Origin of the sequence: Campylobacter sp. JMF_14 EL1 (assembly GCF_027737585.1) — a bacterium.
In the GTDB taxonomy this organism is placed as follows: Bacteria; Campylobacterota; Campylobacteria; order Campylobacterales; family Campylobacteraceae; genus Campylobacter_B.
The window spans coordinates 1-16,078 of record NZ_JAOVTW010000005.1; the positions used below are offsets into that span (position 1 = coordinate 1).

Consider the following 16,078-nt stretch of genomic DNA (forward strand, 5'->3'; position numbering starts at 1 on the left):
CAATAATAAATAAAATAACACGCATTGGAAAATAACAGAAGTTAGATTTCAAAAACGGAAAGTGGATTATATTCAAGGGTTGCTTAAAAAGAGATTAAATGGAGGGGGGAATTTTGAAATTTTGCAGAACTTATAAATTTCGCCAAATTTTGCTTGGCGAAATTTAACTACAATTTATCTATAAATCCCCACACTTTCGCGTATTAGGCGCATTTTTTCACTCGCGATTTTTTGCGCCTTTTGCGCACCATAAGCCAAAATTTCATCTAGCTTTTTCTTATCAGCTAGCAACTCAGTGTATTTTTCGCGCGCCTGTCCGAAATACTCACTCATAAGCTCGCCAAGATACATTTTAAAGTGTCCATGCCCCTCGCCACCACGCTTATATCGCTCTTGCAAGGCTTTTTGTCCTGCTTCGTCTAAAAAGAGTTTTGCTATATTATAAACATTGCAGTTTTGCCACTGCTTTGGCGCTTCGAGTGGCTCAGATGTCGTAACAATCGAGCCGATTTGCTTTTTTTGCTCCTTTGGCGAAGAAAAAATATCAATCGTATTTCCATAGCTTTTGCTCATTTTTGCGCCATCTGTGCCCGGCACAATAGCCACATTTTCGCTAATTCTAGCACTTGGCAGGGTCAAAATTTCGCCATGCGCGTTGTTAAATTTCAAAGCGATATCGCGCGCGATTTCGACATGCTGAATTTGATCTTTGCCCACAGGCACGCTCGTAGCGTCGTATAGCAAAATATCAGCCGCCATTAGCACAGGGTATGAAAACAAATCGTGCTTGCTCTCAAAGCCCTTTGCGACCTTGTCTTTGTAAGCGTGAGCGCGCTCTAATAGCCCCATTGGCGTGTATCCGCTAAGTATCCAGTAAAGCTCCAAAACCTCTTTCACATCGCTTTGCACCCAAAATGTCGATTTTTCTGGATCGATTCCCAAAGACAAAAACGCCGCAGCCGCCTCATAAGTGCTCTCTTTGAGCTTCGCACCCTCGCTAACAGAGGTGAGCGCGTGGTAGTTTGCGATGAACAAAAACAGCTCCTCGCCCGCATTTTGCGCATCTACCATTTGCTTAATGCTGGCGAAATAATTCCCCAAATGTAACCTGCCTGAGGGTTGAAGCCCAGTTAGTGTGCGTGGATTTGAAATTTTAGATTTTTCACTCATTTTTTAACCTCTTTTTTGATAATTTTTAGCAATTTTTCAATAACTTCTTTTTGCGAATTTTTCTCTACATTTACGATATAATCGGCCTTGGCGCTGTATTTTTTATCCCTTTGCTCATGCAGGGCGCGCGCCTTTTTCAAATCAGCCAAAAGCGGTCGTTTTGCGATTTTTTTGCTAGCGTTTTGGCTAGAATTTATGCGCTTAATTATCGCATCGAAGCTCGATTTTAGGTAGATTACAGTGCCAATTTTGTTTAAATTTTTAACAGCATAAAACCCGCCGCCAGTCGAGATTATCGCGCCACTCACATTTTTTTCCAAAAATTTAGCGAGTTTTTTCTCTATTTTGCGAAATTCAACCTCGCCCTGCTCCTCGAAAATTTTGCGAATTTTTTTGTTTGCGTAGCTTTCGATCATATCGTCGCAATCTATTGCAAACAGCCCGCTAGCCCCAGCCAAAGCTCGCGCGAAAGTCCCCTTGCCAACGCCCATAAAACCGATTAGGATTATATTTTTTGCGCTCATTTTTGCCCTTTTTTCAAATTTGCCTCGCCCTCATCGTCATTTCCGCGATTTTTAGGGATTATGACCAAAGGCGTCCCGCTTAAATCGAATTTCTCTCTAAGTTTGTTCGCCAAATAGCGTTTATAGCTAAAATGAAGAGCTCGCGGACGATTCATCACAAGCGCGATTTTAGGCGGAGCGAAGCCAAACTGCGCCGCATAGTAGATTTTCACGCTCTTGCCCTTATCGTGCGGAAGCGGGTGAGCTTTGGTCGCTTCCTCGATTAGCGCATTTAAATGGGCGGTTTTTATCTTTTGCGTGTAATTTTTATAAACCTGCAAAATCAGCGGGTAGAGCTTGTGTATGCGTTTGCCACCAAGCGCGCTTACACTAATAACCGGCGCGTAAGCTAGAAATTTAAATTTATCGCGCAAATCGCGCACCATAGCGTCAAATTCGGCCTCGCTTTTGTCCCATTTATTTAGCACGATTATCACGCCTAGCTCAAATTTAGCCGCGAGCCCTGCAATTCGCTCATCTAGCTCGCTAAATGGCTCAGAAGAGTCCAAAACCAAAAGCGCAATGTCTGAATTTTCTAAAATTTTCTCCGTTCTATTTAGCGCAAACCTCTCTATTCCCTCGATTTTACCGCGCTTTCTGATACCAGCAGTATCCACAAACTCAAATCTTCTCCCCTCAAATTCATAGCTTTCATTGACAGGGTCTATCGTCGTGCCAGCCACACTGCTTACCACCGAGCGTTCGTTTTTCACAAGAGCGTTTAAAAGGCTAGATTTGCCCACATTTACCCGCCCGATAATGCCTACATTTATGGTTTTGTTCTCGTAATACTCGCTCTCATCGCTCTCTTTGATTTCGCCATTATCGTCAAAATTTTCTAAAAAATCATCGAAATCCTCGCTCTCGTCCCCTCGCACAGGCGCAGGATCTAAGTGAGTATAGATCCAATCCCTAAGCTCGTCAATACCGGCATTATGGCTGACAGATAGCGCAAACATCTGCGCGCCAAATTCGTTAAATTCCCAGCTTCTTTCTTCATCTTTTTTGCTATCTACTTTATTTACGAGCAAAACTATCGGCTTGCCTAGCTTTTGCAAAGAAAAGAAAATTTTGCGATCCTGCTCATCTGGGAGCAGTTTGCCATCTACCATAAAAAGAATAATATCCGCATTTTGCGCCTCGGCTAGGGTTTTTGCCTGCACGCGCGCAAAAAGCTCGCTCGTATCATCAAGCCCGCCAGAATCGACTATCATCGCATTTCTATCATAAATTTGCACGGCGATTTTGTTCGTATCCCTCGTGGTGCCTGAAACCTCGCTAGTAATGGCAATTCTTGCGTTTGCGAAGCGGTTAAAAAGGCTCGATTTCCCCACATTTGGGCGCCCTATTATCATCACTGTTTTCATAATACATCCTTTGATTTTTCTCATTATAGCCAAATTTTATTAAGTAAATCAAAATTTAAAAACAGCTATAATTATAGGCTTTTTTGAGGGGTCAAATTTTGAAATACAACAGCTTTTTATTGCACCATTTAAGCATTTATTATATGTTGCTTGCATGCTTTTACAACTCCATTGCAGGGACATTTGCTAAAATTTTGGCCATGCAAATCCCAGCCATCGAGGTCGTGCTGTTTCGAAATTTATTAGCCCTTTTTATCATTTTATACATTATGCGCAAAAACCGCAAAATTCAAACCCAACCAAACCGCGGCGGACATCCGTGGATGCTTGCTACGCGCGGAGTTATCGGGATTTTGGGCTTAATCGTATTTTTTTACAACCTTACGCAACTAAGCCTAGGCGAGGCCTTTACCTTCCAAAAAACAGCGCCGATTTTTATCGCTGTGATTGCATATTTTGCGCTAAAAGAAAAATTATCCAAATTTGGCTGGTTTGCCGTATTTTTGGGCTTTGTGGGTATCGTTTTGGTGATACAGCCTCACTTTGGGATTCATGCTGGACATATTTTTGGGATTTTAAGCGGTCTGTTTGCCGCGATTGCGCTCACGGCTGTCAGGGAGCTGCGCAAGTATTACAGCGCAAATGTAATCATACTCTCAGCCCTACTTGCAGGCACGCTAATGCCGATACTTTTCATGGCGATTGCCGAAATTACCCAAATTCCTGCGCTAAATTTTATGATTAGTAAATTTGTCATGCCAGATCTTGCTGGCTGGGGAATTGGCGCGATTTTGGGCGTTTGTGGGCTGTATTATCAGTCCTATCTCACCAAAGCCTACGCCGCTACCAGAAAGGCAGGGATCGTCGCCACACTAAGCTACACGGATATTATTTTTTCGATGATTTTTGGGCTAGCTTTGGGAGATATGCTCCCAAATTTCACCGCACTTTGCGGAATCGCGCTGATAATTGCGGCCGGAATTTTAATAGCAAATAGGAGATAATTTTGGGTTATTCTAAATTTTGGCTTAAAAATTTAGGCGTGTATTATATGCTAATCGCTAGCTTTTATTTTGCGCTAAATGGAGCGCTAGCCAAGGTCATGGCAGAGCAAATGAGTAGCGTAGAAATCGTGTTTTTCAGAAACGCCGTGGGGCTAGCTATCGTGCTAGTTTCGCTAAAAAGGCTAAAAAATTTCGGCGTGGGCGGGAAGCCGTGGCTACTTTTTTTCCGCGCATTTATCGGCAGCTGCGGGATTATAGCAACCTTTTATAATATCGCTCACATCGAGCTTGGCACGGCTTTTACCTTCCAAAAAACAGCCCCGATTTTCACCGCACTTTTCTCGTCGATTTTCCTAGGCGAAAAGCTTAGCTTTAAAGGCTGGTGCGCCATAATGCTAGGTTTTGGCGGGATTTTGCTCGTTATTCAGCCTCACATTAGCATTGCGCCGACTGATATCATCGGCGTTTTTGGCGGTATGTGCGCAGGGCTTGCATACACCAGCGTCAGGGAGCTTCGCAAATACTACGCCACGGATATCATAATCCTAGTTTTCGTCTTTGGCGCTGCGCTTGTAAGCTCTGCGCTAATGTGCGCGGAATTTGCGCTAAGAGGAGGCGAGATTGAAATTTTAGGCGTGATTTCGAGCGCGAATTTAAGCAAATTCGCCTATTTTAACATGCCAAATCTCTTTGGCTGGGTTTTGGTCGCACTGCTAGGAATTAGCGGAATTTATTTCCAAAAATACATGACGCGCTCTTACGCAGCCTCCAAAAAGGCTGGCGTTGCGGCTGCGATTAGCTACACAGACATTATCTTTACGCTGATTTTAGGCGTCATGCTAGGCGATAGTTTGCCGAATTTAATGGCGTTTTTAGGGATTTTGGTCGTCATCATAAGCGGAGTTTTAATCGCAAGAGAACGCTAAATTTAGCCGAATTTTACAATTTCGCTGTCCGCAAGCTTGGATACTGCGCCGAAATTTTAAAATTTTGACTTAAATAACAAAATTTAGTATTATGGTGGGCAAGGATGCCCACCCTACGGGGCTGGGTGCAGGTTTTAAAAAATTGCGTTAGCAAAAATGCAGGGGCAAAAAAATGAACGAATTAGAAAATTTTAGATTAAATCTTATTAAAAAATATAATCTCGCCAAATTTGGCTTGGCTACGGCGTTTGTGGTCGCTACTACTATGATTTGCTATTTTAAATTTTTTGATATTATGCCTTTGATTTTTGTTGCGACGGTAATTTGTATGTGTTTGTCGCCGCAGACAAAAATTTCGTTTAGTCTTATTGGTGTTTATATTATTCTTTTTATAATACTTTCTAAATTTAAAATTGAAATTTTGATAATGCTTATGATTTGTCTCTCTTTTGTTCTGTCTTATTTTTTTATTATGCGACATATTAAAGAAAAAATGCAGAAAAAATTCTCAATGTTTTTTCAAAGCACGGCTTTTGAAAAATGCAGTTTTGATTGTGATTTATACGGCGAAATCGAATTTGACCCGTTGATACAAAGCGGATTTTTTAAAAAACATTACGCATTTTACTCAGATATGCAAATATCTGGCGAAATTTGCGGTGGCGTTAAATTTGAATTTGCTAGGCTTGGCGTTCATGATGATATAAACGGCGGGGACTTTTGGGGGATATTTTTTCATGCAACACTTGAAAAAAGTGTAAAACAGGCGACTTTTATAGTTCCAAATGAGATTGGTTTTGAAAATAAAAAGTGTAAAAAAGTAGCGATCAATGAGAGCGAATTTAATAAAATTTTTAGCGTTTTTGGGGGCGATACAGAGAGTGTGGCACAAATTTTAACGCCAAAATTTATGAAACGATTGATGAAATTTGAAAAAAGGCTTATAAGTTTAACGGATAATAAAATTTATATTTTTCTAAATACCGGCTTGGGCGATTTTGAACCCAAATTTACTAAAAGCGTTTTGAGAGAAAGTCCGTTTTTACCGCTAAAAAGGCAAATTTTGCATTGTTTGTTTATAACGAAAATTTTAAATTCAAATTTATAGTATAGTATGGTGAGCATCCTTGCCCACCATAAAGAACTGTGAAATTTTGCCATTTGCCCGACTTTTAATTTAAACTTTGTAGATTGCCGCGCCCGCTTTGTGGGCTAGCAATGACACTTAGTGGCAAAATTTCGGCGCAGTGTTTTTAAGGTTGCGCAAGCGAAATTTTGCAAAATTTAAAAATTTACTTCAACTCGCCCCAGCTAGTAGCGATATCTAGGCTCGTTACGAGTGGGACATTTAAATTCACAACATTTTGCATGATTTCCCTAATTTTCGCGCCAAATTCCTGCGCATACTCGCTTTTTACCTCGAAAATCAGCTCATCGTGGATTTGCAAAACTAGCCTTGCCTCATCGCTTAAATGTGGCGAAATCTCAACCATAGCCTTTTTGATAATGTCCGCTGCCGAGCCTTGAAACTTCGTATTTACCGCCTCTCGCTCATAAGTGGCTAGAAGCATTGGCGAAGCGTTAGCAAAATCAAAATACCGCCTGCGCCCAAAAAGTGTAGTGATAAATCCGTCGTTTTTGGCGCTGTTTTTTAGCCCCTCCAAAAACTCCTTAATCGTCGCAAACGAGGCGAAATATCGCTCGATATAGCCCTTGGCCTCATTTCGTGGAATTTGCAAATTTTGCGCTAGTTTGCTTGCCCCCATGCCATAAATCAAGCCAAAATTTATGCTCTTTGCAATCGCCCTGTGTGCGGGTTCGCTATCGCCAAAAATGCTGATTGCAGTGCGCGAGTGTATGTCCTCGCCCGCCCCAAAAGCGCTAAGAAGCGCAGGATCCTTGCTAAAATGCGCCAAAAGTCTAAGCTCGATTTGCGAATAATCAAGTGAAAGCAGGCTATACCCCTCCTGCGCGATGAAGCAGTTTCGCATATCCTTCGCCAAAGCCCCACGCGCTGGGATATTTTGCAAATTTGGATTTTTGGAAGATAGCCTGCCGGTGCTGGTGCCTGTTTGCATGAAATTTGAATAAATTCTGCTATTTTCGTTTTTCATCGCAAGGGCGTAAAGTGGCTCACAATAGGTGCTTTGAAGCTTGTAAAGCTCACGATAAGCTAGGATTTTTTCAATCACTGGGTGCGCCTGTATAAGCAGGGCAAGCACACTCTCATCGGTGCTGTAACCTGTTTTGGTCTTTTTTTGGCATGGCAAACCCAAATGCTCGAAAAGCACCACGCCAAGCTGTTTTGTGGAGTTTATATTAAAACTCTCGCCACTAAGCTCGTAAATTTCGTTTGTCAGCACCCTAAGCGCGCTTTCGTTGTGAGAAATCAACTCGCTTAAATTTGGCTTTGAAATTTTAATTCCTGCATTTTCCATATCACGCAAAACACGCACAAATGGGAATTCTAGCGTTTTTGCCAAATTTAGCAACTCTGGCGAGAGTAAATTTTGAAATTTAAAATAAAATTTCAAAGTTATCCACGCATCTTCGGCTGCGTATTTCGTGGCCTCATCAAACTCCAAACTCGCAAAAGTCTCACCCTTGGCCACGATTTCTTCGAATTTAATCGTGTCATAGTCGAAATACCGCTTAGCTAAATTATCCATGCCCACGCTCTCGCTAGGATTTATGAGCCACGCTAAAATCATCGTATCAGCGAATTTGCGTGGCGGTTTTATGCCGAAATTTTGCTCTATGATATTAAAATCATATTTTAAATTTTGCCCTACAACAAAGCCAGAAAAAATCCGTTCAATCGCCATTTTCGCCGAATTTAATGAAATTTGCTCGCCCACGCCTAAGTAATTATGCGCTAGTGGCACATAATACGCCCTTTGCTCGTTGAAACAAAACGAAAAGCCCACGATTTTGGCGTTTTTGCTATCTAGGCCAGTGGTTTCGGTATCAAATGCCACGATAGTATCCTCGCTAATGCCCTCGCAAAGGCGCGCTAGCTCGCTCTCGTCCCTCACACACACTGGCTTAAAAGCTAGGCTCTCTTCGCTTTTGCCCGCTTCGTTTTCGAGCGTGGTAAGAAGCTTGTGCAACTCGTATTCGCGCAAAATTTCTTTGATTTTATGAAGCGGATTTTGCTCGGGAAATACGGCGTTTTGCAGTGGCGAAATTTCGACCTCATCGCAAAGCGTGGCAAGCTTCCTACTCATAAAAGCTTCATTTTTGGAGGCGATGAGATACTCGCGCTGTTTGTTTGGTGGCAAAAGCTCGATATTTTCGTAAATCCTCTCCAAACTCCCCCACTCATCAAGCAGTTTCTTCGCCCCCTTTTCGCCTATGCCTTTTACGCCCGGGATATTATCTGCGCTGTCGCCACAAATCGCTAAAAAATCGATGATTTGCTCAGGATAGACGCCGTATTTTTCATAGCACTCATCGCGGCCGTAAAGCATTTTTTTAGCGTAGCTATAAATGCGCGTCTCGCCACCGATTAGCTGATAAAGGTCTTTGTCGCTTGTGACGATATTGATTTTGTGCGTGTCGCGGTAGGCTTTGACCACGCTTGCGATCAAATCATCGGCCTCGTAACCCTCTTTCTGCGCTGTGCAAAAGCCCATTTTCTCTATCATTTCTATGCAAACCGGAAGCTGTGCCAAAAGAGCGTCCGGCGGGGTTTGGCGGTTTGTTTTGTAATTTGGGTCAATGTCTGAGCGAAAGGTCTTACCCTTGCTATCAAGGGCGAAAATTATATAATCGCTTTTGAACTCTCGCTCCAAATTTGCGATGAAATTTGCAAATCCGCTCACCATGCCACTTGGCTTGCCACTTTTGGTTTTTAGGCCGCTCATCGCGTAATACAGGCGGAAAAAAAAGCCAAAAGTGTCGATAATCGTGATAGTTTTCATACATTTCCTTGATTTTTGATTTTGCGTAGTGTAGTGAAATTTGGCTAAATTTTGCAAATTTGCCAAATTCAAATTTATATGAAATTTATCGCAAAAACAGCTGGTTTTGGGAGTTTGCGTAGGCTGTCTTTGAGCATTAATTTATTTTTTGCGCCCGCGATTTGCAGGGTTAAATTTTCGAATTTAAACTCCAAATTTTTAAGTGCGTTTTCGTTTAAGATCCTAGCGAATTCGCACAAAAAGCTAAGCCACGCTAATGTTCGCTCATTTGGTAAAATTTCGCTTAAATTTGCAAAATTTTGGCTTAAATTTGGCTTGCCGTGCATTGCGATAATCGCCGCGATTAGGGCTTTTTGCTCGTGGCTCGTGCGGTAGTTTAGCCCATTTAGCACCATGGAAGCTGCGCTTTCGTGTTTGGCATAAAAGCCAAGCCTTGCGCCAATCTCGCAAAGTTTAGCGGCGTAGCAAAGCGGGCTAATGTATCTGTCTTCTAGCTTGTGAAGGGAGAAAAGCACGCTAAAAAGGGCTTTGGCGAACTTGTCTGCGTGCGAGCTTTCGCTAGCAAATCTATCTTGCAGACTTTTTAGGCTTGGGTTGAAATTCTTTGGCAAATTTGCCCCGTGCAAAATCGAGCCCAAAAACACACCCTCTCGCACGCCCACACCGCTTGTAATCACGCTTTTTGCGCCGATTTTTTTAGCAATCTCGCTAAAAATTATCGCACCCTCTCTAATCGTGTCGTAACGCTCTTTTTTTATCGGAAATTTGGCTAGTTCTAGGGTTTTGGCGCCGATTAGTTTGCTAAAAAACGGCGCGTATTTTTCGTAATCGTAGCAGTAATTATGCACGATTTTAATCGGATAATTCTCAATCGCCATTATGGCATTGCTTAGCGCTCTTGCCGAACCGCCCATAGCGATTAAATTTGAGCTGGCAAATTCGTCGCCAACCGCGCTGATTGCCTCATTTACATAGCCATATAGCCCGGCCATATCGCCTTTGTCGAAAAATAGCTCTTTTAGGCGAACGGTGCCTAAATTTAGCGAAATTTTGGCCTCGATTTTGCCATTTTTAATGCGCGCAAGCTCAGTCGAGCCTCCGCCGATATCCACGCTCACGCCGTCTTTGAAATCGCTAAGGAGATTGTGTGCGGCGTATCCTCCAAAATACGCCTCACTCTCGCCATCTATTTTGCGGATTGCGATTTTGGTTTTTTGAAAAACTAGCTTGATAAACTCGCCCCCATTTGGAGCGTCGCGCAGTGCAGAAGTGCCTACGCAAAGCACCCTTTTGGCGCCGTATTTTTGGAGCAGTTCTTTAAATTCCACAAACGCATCAAGGCATTTTTGCATAGCCGCTGGTTGCAAAACTCCGCCGTTTTCATACGCGCCCTCGCCTAGGCGAACTTTGATTTTGTGCTCTGCAAGGATAAAAAACCCAAATCTGCTCGTTCGCTCAAAAATCACTAATCTGGCAGAATTTGAGCCTAAATCAATCACTCCAACGCGTTTTGGCATTAATAATCCATGTGAGCGTGTTTGTATTTAAGCTCACCCTCGGTTTCGATATTATCAGGATCGTAAGTTATACACTCGACAGGGCAGACTACGATGCAGGCTGGTTCTGAGTATTGATCCACGCACTCACAGCACCTATCAGAATCAATCATATATGTCGGCTCGTCCTCGAAAATCGCCTCATTTGGGCACTCTTCGCGACACGCATCGCAACTGATACACTCGTCTGTAATCATCAAAGACATAAATTTAACCTTTACAAAAAAAATTAGTGCATTTATACACTAAAAACTTTTAATTTTATTTTAAAAAATACCAAATTTGCGCTATTTTTTGAGATTTTTTAGCGGAATTGTAAGGGTCGCTACAATCTTATCTTTGGCGGGCGAATTTTTAAGGCTCACAGATGCACCCATAGCCTGTGCGGCGTTTTTGGCCAAAAACAGCCCAAGCCCAGCGCCAGGCTTGCCGCCCTTGCGTTTAAACGGCGCGAAAAAGTCTTGGCTTTCGTCGATACTCTCGCCTAAATTTTCTACGCGCACGATAAATTCATCGCCCGAAATTTCACTGAAAACCTCGATTACTTCGCCCTCTGGGGAAAATTTAATCGCGTTTTGGACGAAATTTTGGATAATATGCATAAAAAGGTTTTTTTGGATACTCACTTCTAGGGATTTTGGCGAAATTTTGCTTACGACATCTTTTTTTTCATGTCTAGCCAAAATTTTAAAATTCACGCACAGCTCGCCTAGATACTGCGCGATATCAAGCTGCTCTGGGCTCTCAAACTGCGCTCCCTCTTGGCGACCGATCTCTAAAATCGAGATTATCATTTTATTCATATCGTCGATTGATTTGTTGTTGTTTTGGAGCGCCTCGATGTATTTTTCCGCCTCTCTTGGCTTTATGAGCGTTACTTCGTTTTTGGTTTTCATCACCGCTAGCGGGGTTTTTAGCTCGTGCGCGATACCGATAAACAGCTCTTTTTGATACATTATGAAGGTCTGAATTCGATCGATTAGGCGGTTTATATTTGTCAAAATCGGGCGGAATTCGCTCTCACACCTCTGTGTATCAAGCGGGGCTAGGAATTTCTCATCGAGACTGGCTAATTTTTGCGAAATTACCTTAATCGGCATCAAAAGCGTGCGCGATAGAAACATAGCGTAAAAAATTATCAAAAATATCATTGTCAAATTTAGGATAATAATATCCACAAGTATCTGATTTGCGATATTTGCATAGACCGTGACATCAGTTTTGATCTGCAAAATTTCCTCGTTGCTATATGGATACTGAATCGTCAAAAAATAAATATCATCTTCTTTGGATTCATAAAATTTAGGTTTGCTGATTTTTTCACCAGAAATAAAACTCGTGATAAACTCGCCTTTGGGATCTGGCAGATATTCTGATATTTTTTCTGCTGGAATTTTGGGTAATCTTGTGATATTTTCGGCTCTTAATAAAAGTCCATGCACTGAATTTTCGAAAATCGTAATCCTTATGTAGTTATAAAGCATTACGGAAAAAATCAAAATTAGCATCGCCGAAGCAGATGCTAATTGGATTATGAAACGGGTTCTTAGGCTTTTTGTGGAAAGCAAAATCTATATCCGCGACGACGAACTGTCTCGATTGTAGAAATATTTAGTGGTTTATCCATTTTTTGGCGGATTTGGTTGATTGCGACCTCGATTACATTTGGGGTTACTAGCTCTGGCTCTTCCCAAATAGCGTCAAGTAGTTGCTCTTTGCTTACGATTTGATCGCTGTGGCGAGCTAGGTGAGTTAGCACCTCGAAAGGTTTGCCTTTTAGCTCAATTTCTTGGCCAAGATATGTGATTTTCTCCTCATCTGGGTCGATGATAAGATCGTCGATTTTGATGATATTTGAGCCACCAAATCTAAGTCTAGCTTCAAGGCGGGCAACCAAAACATCGAAATCAAATGGTTTTTTGATATAATCATCTGCGCCAGCTTTTAGGGCTTTTATCTCGCTTTCTTTATCGTCTTTTGCAGATAGCACGACGACTGCTGTGCGAGCGAATTTTTGTTTTATAATGTTGATTAAATCGACGCCACTACCATCTGGTAACATCCAGTCGGTTAAAACTAAATCGTAATTTCGTATGCCTATGTAATATTCAGCGTCTTTAAAGCTTTCTGAGCTGTCTGTTTGGTAACCAAACTCCGCCAAACCCTCGGCGATAGTTTTGTTTAGAGTAACTTCATCTTCAACAATCAAAATTCTCATTGATTTTCCTTCGTAATAAAATTTGGCGTGATTGTAGCATATTTTAAGCCAAAATTCAAGTTTTTTTAAAGAAATTTTAAAAATTTATTTCTATTTGCGCGCCGACTTTTGCGTCAGCTAAAATTTGGGTTTTGTAAATTTTCATATAGAAGTAATTCAGGCTTTTATACTGGGTTTTAAAGCTCTTGGCGAAGAAATTTAGCGCGTCTTCGACGAGCAAAAATTTCTCCCTCTCAAAGCTAAATTTTATAAATTCGCACGCCTTGGCGTAGTCTATAAATTCATCTGCGCCAAATTTTGCGCTTACTAAAATTTCTTGTTTTTTTTCTCTTTCGAAATCCAAAATTCCAACAATCGCGTCGAATTTCAAATCCTCAATCAAAACCCGAATCATATTACCCGTTTTTCCTCGCCACGAAGCAATCTTGCGATATTTGGAATATGTTTGTAAAACACGATAAAAACTATGATAAAAATCGGCGCGTGAGTGTGGATTGCTGGCATATCTGCGTGGAGTATGTAGCTAGCCACAATTAGCGCGAGCGCCGCTGATAGCGAGGCTACGGACGAAATTTTAAGCACTTTGCCCACAATAAACCAAACAACAAGCGCGATGATTAGCTCGATTGGCACGAAGCATGCTAGCACGCCAGCACCCGTGGCTACGCCCTTGCCACCGCTAAATCCAAGGTATGGCGAAAAGCAATGCCCCACCACAGCAAACACAGCCATGCCCCAAAGCACATTTTCATCAAAACCCATAGCCCTCGCCACCAAAATCGGCACCACACCCTTTAAAGCGTCGCAAACCACGGTTAAAATCGCTAAAATTTTAGCCTTTTTGGGGTCTGTTTCTTTAAGCACTCGCAAGACATTTGTAGCCCCTATCGAGCCACTTCCAGCAGATTTGATATCAACTTTGCCAAAGTATTTGCCAATAAGCAAGCCAAACGGCACAGCTCCTAGCAAATACGCTATTAGATAGCACCAAAAATTTGGCGCTTTAAAAAGTCCCAAAATCACATCTAATATCATTTTTTACCCTAACTCTTCCACAAAATCGAAATTTTCTCATCATAAATATCTGTCTTTTTCGGAGCTAGCGACACTATGCCAAGCTCGATATTTTTGATATCCAAACTCTCTTTTAACTGCGCGATTTGCTCATCAAATCTCTCTTGCAGGGCCTGCATTTGCGAGTATAGCTCATCTACGCTAGCTTCTGCGTTTTTAGCTTCGTTGCGCTGTGTTAGCACGCGATGAGCATTTCGCACACCACTTACGGTTTTGCTAATCGTAGTCGCACTTGTGCGCGATCTGCCAAAAAGCGAGCCTAGTATCGCGCTACCTATGCTAAGGGCTGCGTTAATTCCTTGGCTAGTAACATCGCTTTTTTCTTTTTCTAGCTTCTCTTCGGCGCGGTTTATGCGGGTTTGAAGCGTAGATTTTTCTTTTTCAAATTTAGCTAGAATTTCATCTGTTTTTTGCTCTAAAATTTCATTTGCCTTATCTTGCAGTCTTTGATAAAATTCCTCTTTGCTCTCATCTGGCGCGCTGTGCATATCAAGTGCGCTGTATAGTTCTAGCCTTTGGTTACGATAAACCCAGTCTTTGAAATTGCGAATAAAAGTGGCGAAATTTTTCACACTCGCAATAAAGCTTGGCAAAGCGCAATACGACGAATCCTCTAACTCATCGCTTCGTATATTATCAATAGCCCTATCGCTCGCCTCGTCCCAGTTAATCTCGCTAGCATCCGAGATATCAAGCAAATACGCGTAATCCCTCGTGTATTCGCCCTCTTTGTCAGCATAGCGCACCTTGGCTGTGGCGTATAAATACGGGCTTAGCTCGCGAGAAGCGCCGTAGCTGTAAATTTGCGAAATTTCATTTGATACGATTGGTTTGGCACCGCTTGCGCTTTTTACTTTGCTTCCAGTGCTATTCGCGCCTGGTGCGCCCTTTTTTTCGCTCATTAAATTTGAAATTTGTTCATTGCTTAAAGGGCCTTTTAAATAGCTAAGCGCAAAGCGAGTTTCTATCGTTTTTAAGCTATCTTCGTTGATATTTTTGACCAAGAAATTTCGCTTTTTAAGGTTTGAGATTTGCTCCATTAGCTCGCTTTTATCCACAGGATTTGAGCCAATTCCGCTAAGCCCGCCGATTACTCGCTCTTTATCTTGGGCGGTTTGAAGGCGACCGATAAACCAAGTGCCGATATTGCTAAGGCCTTTGTAATCCAAATCCACAGGGTTTTGCGTGCTAAGAACGCAGCCTAGCCCAAAAGCGCGCGCTTGTTTTAGCAGGGTTAGCATAGGGGTTTTTGACGGCGGATTGCCATTTGGCGGGAAAAATCCATAAATCTCGTCCATATACAAAATCGCTCTAAGCGCGCTGGTGCCTTGCGTTTGGCGCATCCAATTTACCATTTCGTTTAAAAGCAAGGTTACGAAAAACATCCTCTCATCGTCGTTTAAATGCGCGATACAAAAGATATTCGCCCTAGCCTTACCACTCTCATCAAATAGCATTTTTGCGATATCTAGCCTCTCGCCCTCGCACCAAAGCTTAAAACTTGGGCTTGCGATTAGGGCGTTGATTTTCATAGCTAGCGCCATGCGTTTGTCGCTAGGGAAGAAATTATTCACATCAAAAACGCCGATTTTATCAAATGGCGGAGTGATGATTTGATTGATGAGATCGACCACGCTCACGCCCCTGCCCTCGCTGAAATTTGAACTAAAAATTTGAGAAATCAGCAAAAATTCTGGCGAGCTTAGATTATCGCTAGTAATGCCAGCTAGGCTAAGCACGCTAGAAGCGATACCGCAGATATAATTATTCATATCCTCGTCGTTTAAATTTTTCGGCGCTTCAAAGTCGCTAAGCAGGCTAACTCCTAGCCCCGCGCTTGATTTTGGTGTGTAAATTTTAAACTCGGCGCTGTTTTTAAGTAGCTCAACTCTGTCTAAATTTTGGTAAGAATTTTCTATGCCATTTCGCCACATTTGCGCGGTCTCGCTCGCCATTTGCTCCACGCTAAGGCCTTTATTCGCAGCCTCTGTTTCGTCGATATAAGGCAAAAAATCCTGCGCGCTCATATTTGGAAATGTAAGAGCTAAATTTGTCAAATCGCCCTTGGGATCGATGATGATAGACGGGATATTATCAATCGCGGCCTCTTCTAAAAGCGTGATTCCAAGACCGGTTTTACCGCTACCAGTCATACCGATGATTAGCGCGTGGGTTGTGAGATCTTTGTTTTTATACAAATACGGCTCAGAATTTTCGAGCCCCAAATAAAAAAGCTTCAAATTTTCTTGCAAAGTCTTCATAAATTTTCCTTCGTAA

General features: G+C 42.2%; 14 protein-coding genes. 3 read left to right on the top strand and 11 right to left on the bottom strand.

The window, feature by feature from the left end:
* Positions 1–174 precede the first annotated feature (174 nt).
* The 3 genes from trpS to der are packed head-to-tail and all read right to left on the bottom strand — an operon-like array spanning position 175 to position 3,100.
* Positions 175–1,170 (bottom strand): tryptophan--tRNA ligase, encoded by a 996-nt coding sequence (gene trpS, locus OFN73_RS06415; RefSeq protein ID WP_270862727.1) that lies wholly within the window; start codon positions 1,168–1,170, stop codon positions 175–177.
* Complete coding sequence (locus tag OFN73_RS06420) at positions 1,167–1,694, bottom strand: shikimate kinase (RefSeq protein ID WP_270862728.1); 528 nt, start codon at positions 1,692–1,694, stop codon at positions 1,167–1,169. The genes trpS and OFN73_RS06420 overlap by 4 nt, the downstream gene beginning before the upstream one ends.
* Positions 1,691–3,100 carry a ribosome biogenesis GTPase Der gene (gene der, locus OFN73_RS06425; protein ID WP_270859715.1) on the bottom strand — a complete coding sequence of 470 codons (1,410 nt, stop codon included), beginning with the start codon at positions 3,098–3,100 and terminating at the stop codon, positions 1,691–1,693. The genes OFN73_RS06420 and der overlap by 4 nt, the downstream gene beginning before the upstream one ends.
* Before the next feature lie 98 nt (positions 3,101–3,198).
* Between der and OFN73_RS06430 the strand changes: the two genes are divergently transcribed.
* The 3 genes from OFN73_RS06430 to OFN73_RS06440 all read left to right on the top strand — a co-directional run bounded on the left by OFN73_RS06430 (position 3,199) and on the right by OFN73_RS06440 (position 6,138).
* Entirely contained in the window at positions 3,199–4,104 is a 906-nt protein-coding gene (locus tag OFN73_RS06430; RefSeq protein WP_270862729.1) for a DMT family transporter, read from the top strand.
* A gap of 2 nt (positions 4,105–4,106) precedes the next feature.
* Positions 4,107–5,030: a DMT family transporter gene (locus OFN73_RS06435; RefSeq protein ID WP_270862730.1), complete on the top strand. Its 924-nt coding sequence runs from the start codon at positions 4,107–4,109 to the stop codon at positions 5,028–5,030.
* A gap of 493 nt (positions 5,031–5,523) precedes the next feature.
* Positions 5,524–6,138: a DUF3137 domain-containing protein gene (locus tag OFN73_RS06440; RefSeq protein WP_270862731.1), complete on the top strand. Its 615-nt coding sequence runs from the start codon at positions 5,524–5,526 to the stop codon at positions 6,136–6,138.
* Between the two features lie 184 nt (positions 6,139–6,322).
* Here OFN73_RS06440 and polA read toward each other — a convergent pair whose 3' ends face one another.
* The 8 genes from polA to OFN73_RS06480 all read right to left on the bottom strand — a co-directional run bounded on the left by polA (position 6,323) and on the right by OFN73_RS06480 (position 16,062).
* Positions 6,323–8,953 carry a DNA polymerase I gene (polA, locus tag OFN73_RS06445; RefSeq protein ID WP_270862732.1) on the bottom strand — a complete coding sequence of 877 codons (2,631 nt, stop codon included), beginning with the start codon at positions 8,951–8,953 and terminating at the stop codon, positions 6,323–6,325.
* 74 nt (positions 8,954–9,027) lie between these two features.
* Complete coding sequence (locus tag OFN73_RS06450) at positions 9,028–10,470, bottom strand: Ppx/GppA phosphatase family protein (protein WP_270862733.1); 1,443 nt, start codon at positions 10,468–10,470, stop codon at positions 9,028–9,030.
* Positions 10,470–10,715 (bottom strand): YfhL family 4Fe-4S dicluster ferredoxin, encoded by a 246-nt coding sequence (locus OFN73_RS06455; RefSeq protein ID WP_270859720.1) that lies wholly within the window; start codon positions 10,713–10,715, stop codon positions 10,470–10,472. Before OFN73_RS06455 ends, OFN73_RS06450 begins: the two co-directional genes overlap by 1 nt.
* A gap of 81 nt (positions 10,716–10,796) precedes the next feature.
* Positions 10,797–12,017: a sensor histidine kinase gene (locus OFN73_RS06460; RefSeq protein ID WP_270862734.1), complete on the bottom strand. Its 1,221-nt coding sequence runs from the start codon at positions 12,015–12,017 to the stop codon at positions 10,797–10,799.
* A gap of 38 nt (positions 12,018–12,055) precedes the next feature.
* Positions 12,056–12,727, bottom strand: coding sequence for a homeostatic response regulator transcription factor HsrA (gene hsrA / locus OFN73_RS06465; protein ID WP_270859722.1), 672 nt, complete (start codon positions 12,725–12,727; stop codon positions 12,056–12,058).
* Positions 12,728–12,803: 76 nt separating this feature from the next.
* Entirely contained in the window at positions 12,804–13,121 is a 318-nt protein-coding gene (locus OFN73_RS06470; protein ID WP_270859723.1) for a dihydroneopterin aldolase, read from the bottom strand.
* Positions 13,118–13,762 carry a glycerol-3-phosphate 1-O-acyltransferase PlsY gene (gene plsY, locus OFN73_RS06475; RefSeq protein WP_270862735.1) on the bottom strand — a complete coding sequence of 215 codons (645 nt, stop codon included), beginning with the start codon at positions 13,760–13,762 and terminating at the stop codon, positions 13,118–13,120. Before plsY ends, OFN73_RS06470 begins: the two co-directional genes overlap by 4 nt.
* A gap of 8 nt (positions 13,763–13,770) precedes the next feature.
* Entirely contained in the window at positions 13,771–16,062 is a 2,292-nt protein-coding gene (locus OFN73_RS06480; protein WP_270862736.1) for a helicase HerA domain-containing protein, read from the bottom strand.
* Positions 16,063–16,078: the final 16 nt, after the last annotated feature.

Bases quoted from the DNA above. Each gene is read 5' to 3' on its own strand.
- trpS (WP_270862727.1), bottom strand. From the start codon at position 1,170: ATGAGTGAAAAATCTAAAATTTCAAATCCACGCACACTAACTGGGCTT.
- OFN73_RS06420 (WP_270862728.1), bottom strand. From the start codon at position 1,694: ATGAGCGCAAAAAATATAATCCTAATCGGTTTTATGGGCGTTGGCAAG.
- der (WP_270859715.1), bottom strand. From the start codon at position 3,100: ATGAAAACAGTGATGATAATAGGGCGCCCAAATGTGGGGAAATCGAGC.
- OFN73_RS06440 (WP_270862731.1), top strand. From the start codon at position 5,524: ATGCAGAAAAAATTCTCAATGTTTTTTCAAAGCACGGCTTTTGAAAAA.
- polA (WP_270862732.1), bottom strand. From the start codon at position 8,953: ATGAAAACTATCACGATTATCGACACTTTTGGCTTTTTTTTCCGCCTG.
- OFN73_RS06450 (WP_270862733.1), bottom strand. From the start codon at position 10,470: ATGCCAAAACGCGTTGGAGTGATTGATTTAGGCTCAAATTCTGCCAGA.
- OFN73_RS06455 (WP_270859720.1), bottom strand. From the start codon at position 10,715: ATGTCTTTGATGATTACAGACGAGTGTATCAGTTGCGATGCGTGTCGC.
- OFN73_RS06460 (WP_270862734.1), bottom strand. From the start codon at position 12,017: ATGCTAATTTTGATTTTTTCCGTAATGCTTTATAACTACATAAGGATT.
- hsrA (WP_270859722.1), bottom strand. From the start codon at position 12,727: ATGAGAATTTTGATTGTTGAAGATGAAGTTACTCTAAACAAAACTATC.
- OFN73_RS06470 (WP_270859723.1), bottom strand. From the start codon at position 13,121: ATGATTCGGGTTTTGATTGAGGATTTGAAATTCGACGCGATTGTTGGA.
- plsY (WP_270862735.1), bottom strand. From the start codon at position 13,762: ATGATATTAGATGTGATTTTGGGACTTTTTAAAGCGCCAAATTTTTGG.
- OFN73_RS06480 (WP_270862736.1), bottom strand. From the start codon at position 16,062: ATGAAGACTTTGCAAGAAAATTTGAAGCTTTTTTATTTGGGGCTCGAA.